This is a genomic window from Campylobacter novaezeelandiae, from assembly GCF_004323845.1.
Taxonomy (GTDB): Bacteria; Campylobacterota; Campylobacteria; order Campylobacterales; family Campylobacteraceae; genus Campylobacter_D; species Campylobacter_D novaezeelandiae.
Window position 1 is genome coordinate 40,551 of sequence record NZ_QPGR01000011.1, and the last position, 12,872, is coordinate 53,422.

Genomic DNA, 12,872 nt, shown 5'->3' on the forward strand with positions numbered 1-12,872 from the left:
TTCTCCTTTGTGAAATTAAAGGGAAAATTATAATTCCGTTAACATAAATTTTTTATTAATATCCTCAAATAATGAATTTACCATGTTTTTAAGATTTTTTACTTCTTCCTCGCTTTGTGCTTCAAAACGCATAATTAAAAAAGGGCTAGTATTTGATGCACGAAGTAGTGCCCAGCCATATCCAAAATCTATCCTTACTCCATCTATTTCACATAAAGATTTAACATCTTTTAAGGCACCCTTCTCTATAGCTTTTTTAAATTCATCCACTAAAATAAATTTAAATTTTTCTTCTACAGCAATTTTAATTTCTGGTGTCGCATAAAGTTTAGGTAAAGAATTTATCATACTCTCTAAATCATAACCCTTATAAGCAAGTTCTAAAGTTCTAAAAAGAGCATAAATTCCATCATCATAACCAAAATATTTATCTTTAAAAAATATATGACCGCTTACTTCAGCCGCTAAATCGATATTTTTTTCTCTCATCATTTGCTTAATATTAGAATGTCCTGTCTTGCCCATAAATATAGTTCCAAATTTCGAAACCTCATCAAAAAGATTTTTACTACATTTAACCTCACCTAAAACTCTAGGATTATTAATATTTTTAGCAAAAAGATAACAAAGCTCATCTCCGCAAAAAATATGATTTTGACTCAAAACTACTAATCTATCTGCATCTCCATCAAAAGCAAATCCTAAATGACAATTTTCATTTTCTTTTAAAAAATCTTGTAAAGGCTTTAAATTTTCAACTTCAGTTGGATCAGGAGAATGATTTGGAAAATTTCCATCAGGTTCTTTAAATAAAATATGCGCTTTTAACTGAAGTTCTTTAATTAAAGTTTCTATAACCACTCCAGCAGCTCCATTGGCACAATCTACAACGAAAGGATAGGAAAAATTTTTAAGCGTTTTAAAATGTTCACACATATAAGATATATAAACATTTAAAATATCATATTTTTTAACTTTAAAATTATCTTCTATCTCATCATCTAAATATTTATAAACTTCTTTAGAAAATTCTTTAAGTTCTTTCCCAAAAAAACTTTCTTTATGAATGGTTATTTTAAAACCATTATAGTCTTTTGGATTATGAGAACCTGTTATCATAATGTTTGCATCAAATTTAAATCCTTCATAAAGACTAAAATACCCTAAAGGTGTTGGAACAAGTCCTATATCATAAACTTCTATTCCTGCTTTGTTAAGACCACTTACTAAATAATTAAAAAGTTCTTTTGCGCTATATCTTGCATCATAACCAACACTTACGTTTTTACAAGATCTTTCAAGCATAAGAAGTCCTAAAGCATATCCTATAGCTTTAACACTTTTTTCATTTAATTCTTTATTATAAATTCCTCTGATATCGTATTCTCTAAAAATAACATCAAACACAAAAAACTCCTTATAAATTATACATCTAGTATAGAAAGAAAAAATTTGCTACAATTTTACATTAATATTTATAAAAGTCAAAAGGAAAAAAGATGGATGAAGAAATAGAAAACGAAGGAAAAAAGAAAAAAGGTGGATTATTAGTTATTATTATTGTTGTTTTATTATTTATATTGCTCCTTGGTATGATGGGAATTATTGCTTGGCTTATTAGTTCCTCTTCAGGAGATGAAAACGAGGTTAAAGAAGCTCCAAAAGAAGAAATGGCAACAAATAAAACACCAAAGGTTAAAGCTTCTAATCAACAAAGAGGAAGTGATTTTTCTAATATAGGCCCTATGTATCCACTTGATCCTTTTACCTTAAATTTATTAAGTGATAGTGGTTCAAGATATGTAAAATGCACGATACAATTAGAGCAAAACACCGAACTTTTAAAACCAGAACTTGATAAAAAAGTTGCAATTATTAGAGATATCATTATTAGAACGCTTACAGCTAAAACTTTTGAAGAGATAAGCACTGCAAAGGGAAAAGAAAGACTTAAAGATGAAATTACTGGAAAGATTAATGAAATTTTGACAGATGGTTTTATTAAAAATGTTTATTTTACAGATTTTGTAGTTTCTTAAAATGGAAGTAGGTTGTGACATTGTTTGTATATCTAGAATAGAAAAAATTTATCAAAGACACGGTAAAAACTTTTTAGATAAATTTCTTAGTATAGAAGAACAAAAATTAATTAAAAATTCAAAAACTTTAGCAGGATTTTGGGCAGCTAAAGAAGCTGCCTCAAAAGCTCTTGGAGTAGGGATTTCTTTAGAATGTGATTTTTTTGATATACAAATTTCTAAAACTAAAAAAAATGCACCTGTTCTTAATTTTTCATCAAAAATCAAAGAAAAATTCAATATTAGCTCACAATCTCTTAGTATCTCTCACGATGGAAATTTTGCCATAGCAGTTGTTGTATTAACAAGGAATTAAATGCCTTTTTCAAAACCTGATTTTTTACCAAAACTTTTAGAATTTTTATCCAATGCCAATATAGAAAATAAGGAATTAAAAAATATCATGCCTGATATTTTTACCAAAAGAGATTTCAATAAACTTATAATGCTAAATCTATCAAATTTAGGTATAGCAAGACTTGTTATAAAAACTCAAGATTGTTTAAAACTTGAACTCTTAAAAGATAATTATCATATTAGTGATAATTTAGAATTAGATATAAATATTAACCAGTTAAAAAATCCTAGTAATTCTTTATTAGATATTTTAAAAATTTATCATCCAAAAAGTGATTTTAAGGAATTAAATATTTATCAAAATGATAAATTTAATAAAAAAATTATTTTTATAATAACCAATGAAATTCCTAAAATTTTTAAAGAATTTTATAAAAAATATCCTTATAAAAATTACGGCTTAGGAAGTTTTTCGCAATATAATTATTATGATAACGTAAAAGAATCAAAATGGCATTATTTTACCATTTTATCCCCTTTTAGCGCCCAAACAATAAAAATCAACTTTTTAATTAATGAAAAAAAATTTTTAGATAAAGAGCAAATAAATGATTTTATAGTTAATTTAAATGAAAATGAGTGATTAAACTTGCTTTCCTATAGTTTGATTATCAAGACCTCTTTTTAAAATTAAATCAACAACTGGTTGTTCTCTTTTATTGGCTCTTTTACAATGATCTTTTTGAAAAAAATCAGTGATCTTAATAACCACCCTAGCCCATCTTTTATGATGTCTTTCTCTCCACGCATGAGAAGAAACACTCTCCCATGCATAACCATTAAATAAACTTGCATTAACAAAATGATCTAATGCTCTTACACCTTGTCTTGCTCTTTTTACGCTAAAAAAAATCCCAACAAAAACTATAAAAATATAACCTATTACAGCCAAAGGAACAATGGCGCATAATAATAAAGTTCCTGCTAATTTTTCTTTCATTTTTTCCTTTTGATAAATTTGATATTCATTCCATTAGCCGAACGGACAGTCAATCTACCTACAACATCTGGAATAAATCCTTCTTGTAATTGTAGTTTATATTTTCTTAAAATATTAGCAAGAATTAAAATAGCTTCTTGCATAGCAAATGCCTGACCTATGCAAATTCTTTCCCCCATACCAAAAGGAAGATAGGCATCTTTTTTATAGTCGCCTTCAAAACGAGAAGGATTAAATTCATTTGGTTTTTCCCAATAATTTTCATGTCTTTGAATAAGCCAAGGAGCGACAACAACTCCCGAACCTTTTTTTACAAATTTATCTCTTATTTTGGTATCTTGTTTTGCCTCTCTTGCAAAAAATCCCACAGGAGGGTAAAGCCTTAAAGATTCTTTAAAAATATTTGTAAGAATTTTAAATTGTTTTAAATGGGTTATTTCGATATCTTTTCCTTGCAAAATCTCTTCAATCTCCTTATAAGCTTTCTCTTGCTCATCTTCAAATGAACTTAAAAGATACAAAGTCCAAGTTAAAGAACTAGCTGTTGTTTCATGGCCAGCTAAAAAGAGCATTGCTACTTGATCTAAAATTTCCTCAAAAGAGAACCTTTTATTTGTATTAGCATCTATTACACAGAGTAAAGACTCAAGTATATCAAATTCATTTGTATTTTGCGGATCAAAACTCTCATATCTTGGCTTGATGATTTCACTTAAAACTTCTCTTATGATTTCACCAGCTTGTAGTCTTTTTTTATCTCCTAAAATATAAGAAATCCATTTTGGAAAACGAAACATACGTCTCATAGCACTATGAACACTTTGCTCTTGAAAAGTTACAAAAGCATCTAAAACTTTTTTTCCTTTTTTCTCATCAAGTTTTGAAGACATAATAGTTCTAAATATAACATCAGCTGTTACAAATGTCATAGCCTCATCCACTTCTATAATACTTTCATCATGATATTTTTCAAAACGACCCATCATATCAGCAACGGCTTCGCTCATAAGATTAAAAACCTTATTAATACGTGTCATTTCAAAACTTGGACGTAAAAGTTCTCGCTGTTTTCTCCAAACCTCTCCATTTGTTGTAAAAATACTCTCGCCCAATAAAGGACTTAAAAGTTGGTGTAAAAATTCACTTTTTGGGAATTCTTTTACCTCATCAATCATTATACGCTTTACTTCTTTAGTATCATTAATCACATAAAGATCAAAATTTGGCATTTTAACATAACCAGTTTGCATCTTATAACTTCTTTCATAAAGTCCATCAAGCCACGATCTACGCTTAAGTAAAAAAGTAAGCAAGGTTGAAGCTTTAGTTTTATAAGGCTTTGGGAAAAACGGACATTGGCTCATATTAACTCCTTATTTTTTCTTCTAAAAATTTATTATTTGTAACAAAATTAAAAAAATCGTAATCTCCTTTTAATTGAATACTCCACAAATATAAAAAATGGGCATCATTTTTATTTTTTTTGATCTTTTTATAATATTTTTTTTCATAAAGAGTATGAAATTTAGCAGATAAATATTTTGGTTTAAATTGAGCCTTTACCCCACTTTCTTGCATAAAATCTACCAAAGGAAAACAAGCACCATCAATCACTGAAGTAAAATCATACCATTTCAAATCAAAACCACCTACAAATTCCATCTTTTCCCTAAAATCAATAGATTTTTTTTGAAAACTCACCAAAGGAATACATTCTCCAAGAGTTAAAATTTTTAATTTTGAAAAGTCAATTTTTTCTTCTTTGCAAAGATGTAAAATGCGTTCTAATATTTCAATACACATTATAGTTCCTACACTATGTGCTATTAAAATTAATTCATAATTTTTATTATTTTGATTTTTTTTTAAAATATCAAAAATAGAATAAGCAAATTTTTCAATCCTATCTTCTAAATGTTCTTTTTTATGTTTGTGCCAATTTGCACAAAACGAACAAATTCTAGAAATCCAAAAAACTGCTAGTTTTCTACCATAATTAAATAAAAATCGATTCACTATATAAAATACAAATACAGCAAAAAGTGCAGCAAAAACAAAATGTATATAAATTTGAGCCAACAAAAAAACAGATCCGCCACAAATTAAAGCTAAACACAAGGAGAAAATGACATAGAAAAAAGGATAATATCCTGTTATTAATTGATATATAGAAGCTTTTCCAAATTTAATAAAAAGTCCTGTAATAGTATAAATCCTAAAAAAACTATAACAATCTAAAAGAGCATCTTTGAAATTTTCAGACCAATTAATTTTTACAATATCATTCCAAGCTAAAAAATGATATTTTGTTTGATAATCTTTTCCTTCTATATTCCAATAAATATCATTTTGTTGTATCAAACTTTTAGAAAGTTGTGCATCTATATTAAATCTATCTTTGTACTGGTTTAAATTCTTTTTAAATAAAGAATAATAAAACCTATAAGTCCTAGGATCATAACCCGCTAAATAAAACACATCTCGTTGCAACAATATGCTTTCCTAAATTTAAAATATATTTTTAAAATATTAAGAAAACTATTTTATTCCTTATTAGTAAATAAAAAAGAATTTTTATAAAAACTCCCATTTATTTGATTTTTTTCAATTAAATAAGCTCTAAAATTTTCTAAAAGCTTTAAATTTGGCTTATAAGCATGTGCTTCTCTCCAAAAAAATCGAAGCTTTTTTGGGTAAGCTAAACCATCGATGTTATAAAAAGCATTGCCACAAACTTTAAGAGGGCAATCATACATTAAAGCAGAAATTCCAACACTAGAATTTATAGTGATACAACCTAAAGCTTGTTTTAAAAGAGTGGGCAAATGAGCATCGTGTATATACAAAATACGTCCTTCAACATGATACTTTTGACTTAAAGATTTAATTAAAGAAGAATAGTTTTTATACCCTCTATCCATAGGATGATGTTTAAAAACGAGATAATGTTTAGCTCTTGCATGATTAGCAAAAGAAATAATATTCTCTTCTATAAATTCTTCCATACTTTTTTTATAATGATAAATAATTTGTGTGTCATTGTAAACTTGCAATATAGCTAAGAAATACTTTTTATCAAGACTATAAATTTTTTTATTAAGTTTTTTTTCGGTTACTTTATAAAGTAATTTCCTTCCTAAAGATAAAAACCAAAAAAACATTTCAAAAGGGCTTAAAGATCTATGATGAAGTTTATTATTAAAAAACGGGGCCAAAATAAAAGCAAAAAACCAATACAAAAAAGATTGAAATGCCATTGAACTAAAAGTAGAACTTAACCCAAAATTTTTTTCTTTTTTAGCATTATAATAGAGATAAAAATTTTTATCTCTTGGAGCACTTGAATTCGCATTAACTCCATTTTCTTCAAAAGTTATAAAATTAGGTCTTATATATCCTTCTTCAAAAACCCAAATTTTAATTTTCATTTCTTTAGCAACTTTTATAGCTACTTGATGTATAAATCTACAATCATTATACATAATAATAGCTTGAACTTGTTTTTGAATAAAAAAATTTTTATAAAAATTTTCTAATTGTTCTTTATCATTTTTATAAATAAAACCTTTAGGATAAAAAAAGAAATCTCCGCCATTGAAGTTAATTTTACTTACTTGAGCATTATTTTTTTTTAACTCGCAAGATAAGCGTTTAAAAAAATTTCCAACAGGTCCTTGTAAAAGAACAATATTTTTATTACTAAATTCTTCTTTTATTTTTTTACTAAAATTCATACAAATAGGGATACCCCCCCCCAGTTAATCTATGATCTTTTCAAAAATTCTTCTTATTTTCCTTATAATGAAAATCCTAATATCTATGCCTAATTTAATCCACCATTTTGAAAAGTAAATATTTTGCATTTTTTGCATTATATCTAAAGTAACTTCAATTTCACATAAATGCTTATTTATAGGATTTATATATCTTGGATATATTATTAAAGTAGCTGCTACAAGCTCTTCTATACTTAATTTTCTAGTTCTTCTTGTTATATTATGTTTATCTTGCGTAAGCCCCCATCCTGCATAAAAAGGCAAACCATAAGTAAAAACTTTTTTCCCTCTTAAAAGCGCATCAAAACCGGAAGTTGAAGTAATAGTATGAATTTCATCACTTACATTAATCGCACTATCTATACTCACATCTTTTATAATTTCATCACAAAATTCTAAAATAATTCTTTCATCTTTTAAACCTTTACGATTTCCGCTTAAAACATCTGGATGAGGCTTAAAAATTATATAGGCTTTAGGATTTTTAAGACGCACCTCTTTAATCAAATCTTTTGTATTAAAACCCATTCCCCCTAAAATCATCGAAACATCATCTTCTACTTGAGCAGGAATTAAAATAACTTTTTGATTTTTATCTGCTTTTAAAAAAAGTTCTTGGTGTTTTAAACCATTATATTTTGAAATTTTATTTACTTTTAATTTTTCAATTAAATTTCTAGCTCTTTGGATTAAATTCTCATCAAATTCATAATTTTGCAAAATATTTTCAAGATCACTTTCTTTACTTGGATCCACATAAAATGATTTACTATCTACAACCAAAGAAAAGGCTCTTGTAAGATCAGATCCTAAAGAAATAGATCTTATAAATCCATCTTCAACAAAATAAATTTGATTTTCTTTAAAATATTTTCTTAATTCTTCTTTTTTAAATTTATAGCCCCAAATAAAAAATTTATCCTCTTTAGTGATATTAAATTTAAATAAAGCTTTTATAGAATTAACAAAAATAATTTTATTGGTTTGAGCTGTAAAAAAAGGCTTAATAAACCTTCTTTTCCATAGAGCAAAACCTAGAAAAAAAAGACGCTTTGAATTTATTTTTTCTATATTTTTATAACGATTTAAAGTATAAATAGTATCAAAAATATCACTTTTTTGATTTAAATAAGGATTAAAATAACGCGGATAAAGCAAATAACTTGCAGCAAATACTTCTTCTAATGTTCTTTTTGCTTTTCTTCTTTGACATACTAATTTATCTATAGTCAATCCCCATCCTGCATAAAAAGGCAAACCATAACACACGCATTTACAACCAAGTATTAAAGCTTCAAAACCCATAGTAGAAGTTTTGGTATAAACTTTAGAAAAATATTTTAATAAAGCAATGGGATTATAATTTTTGCTAATAAGTTCACAATTTTCAGGTAAAAGATTTAAATCAAAATCACTTTTTCTTTTACCACTTAAAACATCAGGATGAATTTTAATGTAAATTTTAGCATCTTTATTTTCATTAATAGCATCTTGTATCATATCATTTGTACTAAAGCTCAATGCTTGACCATATTTTAAAGAGGCATCTTTATCAACTTGAGTGATGATTAAAACACGCTTTTCATGTTTTTTAAAAAAATTTTTGGGGATTTCAAGAGTATTGTTGTATTTGGTAATTTCATATTTTTGAATCAAAGCTATAGCTTTTTTAGCTTTTTGTAATAATAAAGAATCAAAAGTATGATTATTTAATAAATTTTCAAGTCTTGATGCTTCATTACTATCATAATAAATTCCTACATCATCCTCTACTATACTAAAGCTTGGAGAATTATAAAGACCCAAATTTAAAGACCTTATAAAACCATCTTCTAAAAGCAAAAACGAACCTTTATGTCTTTTAGCTAAAGAAATAGCCTTTAGACCAGATTTTTTACGCCCCCAGCCTAAAAAAATACTATTATCTTTCACATTAAAAAAAGAATATAATTTAATTTTATAGAAATTTTTAACATTTTTAATAAGTCGTTTAGAAGTAGAATATAAATTCATATAAACCTTAAAAATTTATTTAAAATAATATTCTAACATTTATTTTGTATTTTATAAATAAAGCTTTACTTTAAATTTTCTTAATATAATATAAAATAACTTTAAAATAATTAAGGATGTTTCAATGAAACTAAAATCAATACTATATCCAGTAACAGCCTTATTAAGTGTTACTTATTTAAATGCTACTCCTTTAGAAGAAGCAATTAAAGATGTAGATGTTTCTGGAGCTTTAAGATATCGTTATGATAGTGCAAGTGGAAATTTCCACAATATTTCAAGTCGTGGTTTTTTAGATAACGTTGGTGCAGGTTATATTAAAGATAAACAAATGCATAATTATAAAGCACAAATCAACTTTAGTGGTGCTATAGCTGATAATTTTAAGCTTTTTATACAATTTAATTATAGTGCTAAAGATGGTGGATATGGTGCTTACGATGGAAATCCAACATTGCCAGATGGGTCATTAAATCCAAATTACAATCCTAATATCAGTGATACTCAAACAGGGTTTTCTGTACGCCAGCTTTACCTAACTTATGCAATTGATGATTTTAATACAAATATTATTTTAGGTAAACAACAATTAAATACTATTTGGACTGATAATAGTATAGATGGTTTAGTTGGAACAGGGATTAAAATTACAAACAATAGTTTTGATCATTTAAATTTTTTAGCCTTTGCTATTGATAGTTTTGGTACAGATGAACAACCTAATGACTTTTATGGTAATGCTCAATATATTCTAGATGAAAAAACTTATAATGAAAATTTTTATGGTGGAGCTATACTTGGAAATTATAATTTATTAGGTGGAAATTTTAATCCAGAGCTTTGGCTCTCTTATCTCAATAATTCTTTTTTGTTTTATGCTTTTAAATTTAATTACAATACAGATATTTTTGATAATCTTAATTGGAATTTACAAGGAGCATATCTTGGAAATAAAGTTATTGAAAGTAGCTTAAAAGATCTAGGTTTTAAAAATAGTAACTTTTTTGCCCTAAAAGGAACAATCACAATCAATAGTATTGATGCAAGTTTAGGTGGAGTTTATTACGGGGATAAAAATGGCGTTAATATGGTAGTTATAGAAGATCAAGGAAACTTAAAATCTCTTCTAGCAGGTGAAGAAATTTTTTATTCTGATGGCTCTAAACTTAATGGAGATACTGGTGAAAATCTTTTTGCTTTTGCAAGTGCTGGATATACCTTTAATGAAGTATTGCGCTTAGGGGCAGATTTTGTTTATGGTGGAACTAAATCAGGTGATCTCTCAGCTGTAGCTGGAAGAGCAGGAAAAAAACTTGAATCTGTTGCAAGAATAGATTATAAATATTCTCCTAAACTTACCTTTAGAACTTGGTATTCTTATGCTAAAGTAAAAGCTTTACATGATGAAGGAGAAAAAAACACTGTTCGCCTTGAAGCTCTATATAAATTTTAAAATAATAAAACGCATTTTTGCGTTTTATTATAATCTTACACTACTTGGAAGATTAACTAAAGTTTTTTCTAAAATTTTAGTATAAAGCAATCCATCATTTTGACAATCTTTATACATTTTTAAAGATGCTAAACTTTTCCATACAGGACGCACGAAAATATTATTCTCAAAACATTCTTTGATAAAAATATTTCTTAAATCCTCATCTTTAAAGATTACTGCATTAAGCCAAAAATTACTTTTTGAATCCAAGGTTTCATCAATAAAGGTTAAAAATTCATTATTTTTAAAAAAGTTTTTATATAAAATAGATAATTCTCTTTTATTTTTTAAAAAAAACTCCAAATTTTCAAGCTGTGCAAGAAGCAAAGCTGCATTGATATTACAAAGTCTATAATTATAAGCTATTAAATCGTGCTCATATTCATAAGGATGATTGATTTTAGCAGTAGTGCTTAAATGCTTAGCCTTTTTTGCAATATCTTCATTATGACATAAAAGAGCTCCCCCACAACCCCCTGTTACAATTTTATTACCATTAAAACTTAAAATTCCACAAGATCCAAAAGTTCCCAAAGCCTTATTATTATACGTACTTCCTAAAGCTTCAGCACTATCTTCTATAAGAATTAAATGATAATTTTCACAAATTTTTATTAGTTCTTTAAGTTTTGCAGCCAAACCAAAAGTATGCATTATCACACAAGCTTTTATATGTTTGTGTGTGATTTTATTAAAAGTTTTATAGTCTTTTTGATAGGTATTTTCTTTTAGAAAATTTTCTAAAGCCTTAGGATCAAGGCTCAAACTTTCTTTGTCTACATCTAAAAAAATAGGCTTTGCACCAGTATAAGCAATGGCATTAGCCGTAGCTACAAAACTAATAGCTTGAGTAATTACCTCATTATCTTCATTGATATCATAAGCTAAAAGTGCTAAATGCAAAGCTGAAGTTCCAGAATTTGTTGCAACAACAAAAGGAGAATTTGTAATTTGTTTAATTTTATTTTCAAATTTATAAACAAACTCTCCAACGCTTGAAACAAAACCGCTATCAATACAATGTTCAAGGTATTTTTTCTCATTACCTATAAAACAAGGTTCATGAAGAGCAATTTCTTTTTTTTGAGAAAAAAGTCCTTTGATAAAATCAATTTCTTTTTCAAACATTATAAATATTACTTTTATAAGAACTTAAATTTTCTTTAAAATATTCTATACTTTTTTGAAGCCCTTCTTCTAAACTTATTTTGCTTTTCCAACCTGTTGCATTAAAAAGTTTTGAACTATCGCAACAAAGCCTTAATACTTCACTGTTTTTAGGGCGCAATCTTTGCTCATCTTGAATAATTTTTATATCTGAATTTAAAAGTTTCTTAATCAGCATAACAACTTCTTGCATAGAATACTCTTTAGAACTTCCTATATTAAAAACTTCTCCATAATTTTTTAATTTAAGCAAAGAAATAAAACCTTCGCAAGTATCTAAAACAAAATTTAAATCCCTTGTAGGCGTAAGATCTCCTAATTTTAATTCTTTTTCTTTGTTTAAAATTTGCGTAATAATTGTAGGAATAATAGCTCTTGCACTTTGTCTTGGACCATAAGTATTAAAAGGTCTTGCAATAATAAGTGGAAGATTAAAAGAATGATAATAACTAAGAGCCATCATATCAGCTGCAATCTTACTTGCTGAATAAGGACTTTGAGGTTGTAAAGGATGCTTTTCATCAATAGGAACATAAAGAGCGCTCCCATATACTTCACTTGTTGAAGTATGAATAAAAAGTTCAATACCACTTTTTTTTGCTGCTTCTAAAAGATTTAAAGTCCCACTTACATTAGTATCAACATAACTTTTAGGAGCCATATAAGAATAAGGAATAGCAATTAAAGCACCCAAATGAAAAATAATATCTACATCTTGAACTAATTTTTCACAAAAAAAACTATCCCTTAAATCCCCGCTTATGATCTCCATTTCTTTAAGATAAGGGCTTTTTTCCAAATGTCCATAGGAGTTAAAAGAATTATATTGCACTAAAGCCTTAACTTTAAAACCCTTTAAAACTAAACTTTCGCAAAGATGAGAACCTATAAATCCATCTGCACCGCTTACTAGGATATTTTTATCCATTTCTCAAGTCCCCTTTTATATAACTCTTCTTCTAAAGGCTTAATGTTTTTTATTAAAGCAAGTTCAAGTGCATTAATATGTGCATATATCATTTTAAGCCATTCTAAATGTTCTTTGA

The 12,872-nt window shown here is 26.9% G+C and carries 12 protein-coding genes; 4 read left to right on the forward strand and 8 right to left on the reverse strand.

Features of this window, described 5'->3' with window-relative positions:
- Positions 1 to 27: 27 nt before the first annotated feature.
- On the reverse strand, positions 28 to 1,407 hold the full coding sequence (locus DU473_RS06140) for a phosphomannomutase/phosphoglucomutase (protein WP_131186737.1): 1,380 nt from the start codon (positions 1,405 to 1,407) through the stop codon (positions 28 to 30).
- Between the two features lie 92 nt (positions 1,408 to 1,499).
- Between DU473_RS06140 and fliL the strand changes: the two genes are divergently transcribed.
- Genes fliL through DU473_RS06155 form a run of 3 tightly spaced genes read left to right on the forward strand, consistent with a single transcriptional unit; the run spans position 1,500 to position 3,018 of the window.
- Positions 1,500 to 2,039 (forward strand): flagellar basal body-associated protein FliL, encoded by a 540-nt coding sequence (gene fliL, locus DU473_RS06145; protein ID WP_131186738.1) that lies wholly within the window; start codon positions 1,500 to 1,502, stop codon positions 2,037 to 2,039.
- Position 2,040: 1 nt separating this feature from the next.
- A complete protein-coding gene (gene acpS / locus DU473_RS06150) occupies positions 2,041 to 2,394 on the forward strand; it encodes a holo-ACP synthase (RefSeq protein ID WP_131186739.1) in 354 nt (117 codons plus the stop codon).
- Positions 2,395 to 3,018, forward strand: a complete 624-nt coding sequence (locus tag DU473_RS06155; protein WP_131186740.1) for a hypothetical protein — start codon at positions 2,395 to 2,397, stop codon at positions 3,016 to 3,018.
- Here DU473_RS06155 and DU473_RS06160 read toward each other — a convergent pair whose 3' ends face one another.
- The 5 genes from DU473_RS06160 to DU473_RS06180 are packed head-to-tail and all read right to left on the reverse strand — an operon-like array spanning position 3,019 to position 9,164.
- A complete protein-coding gene (locus tag DU473_RS06160; RefSeq protein ID WP_131186741.1) occupies positions 3,019 to 3,375 on the reverse strand; it encodes a hypothetical protein in 357 nt (118 codons plus the stop codon).
- Entirely contained in the window at positions 3,372 to 4,739 is a 1,368-nt protein-coding gene (locus tag DU473_RS06165) for a cytochrome P450 (RefSeq protein ID WP_131186742.1), read from the reverse strand. The genes DU473_RS06160 and DU473_RS06165 overlap by 4 nt, the downstream gene beginning before the upstream one ends.
- A 1-nt stretch (position 4,740) precedes the next feature.
- Positions 4,741 to 5,865, reverse strand: a complete 1,125-nt coding sequence (locus DU473_RS06170; protein WP_131186749.1) for a DUF829 domain-containing protein — start codon at positions 5,863 to 5,865, stop codon at positions 4,741 to 4,743.
- 53 nt (positions 5,866 to 5,918) lie between these two features.
- The gene (kpsS, locus tag DU473_RS06175; protein WP_131186743.1) at positions 5,919 to 7,109 is read right to left on the reverse strand and encodes a capsule polysaccharide modification protein KpsS; all 1,191 of its coding nucleotides are present in this window, start codon (positions 7,107 to 7,109) and stop codon (positions 5,919 to 5,921) included.
- A gap of 24 nt (positions 7,110 to 7,133) precedes the next feature.
- Positions 7,134 to 9,164 carry a capsule polysaccharide biogenesis protein gene (locus DU473_RS06180; RefSeq protein ID WP_131186744.1) on the reverse strand — a complete coding sequence of 677 codons (2,031 nt, stop codon included), beginning with the start codon at positions 9,162 to 9,164 and terminating at the stop codon, positions 7,134 to 7,136.
- 124 nt (positions 9,165 to 9,288) lie between these two features.
- Here DU473_RS06180 and DU473_RS06185 point away from each other — a divergent pair, with 124 nt between their 5' ends.
- Positions 9,289 to 10,617: a major outer membrane protein gene (locus DU473_RS06185; RefSeq protein WP_131186745.1), complete on the forward strand. Its 1,329-nt coding sequence runs from the start codon at positions 9,289 to 9,291 to the stop codon at positions 10,615 to 10,617.
- 27 nt (positions 10,618 to 10,644) lie between these two features.
- On the opposite strand, the gene DU473_RS06190 is transcribed toward DU473_RS06185, so the two are convergent.
- Positions 10,645 to 11,787, reverse strand: coding sequence for a LegC family aminotransferase (locus DU473_RS06190; RefSeq protein WP_131186746.1), 1,143 nt, complete (start codon positions 11,785 to 11,787; stop codon positions 10,645 to 10,647).
- A complete protein-coding gene (locus DU473_RS06195) occupies positions 11,780 to 12,754 on the reverse strand; it encodes a GDP-mannose 4,6-dehydratase (RefSeq protein ID WP_131186747.1) in 975 nt (324 codons plus the stop codon). Before DU473_RS06195 ends, DU473_RS06190 begins: the two co-directional genes overlap by 8 nt.
- Positions 12,755 to 12,872 lie beyond the last annotated feature (118 nt).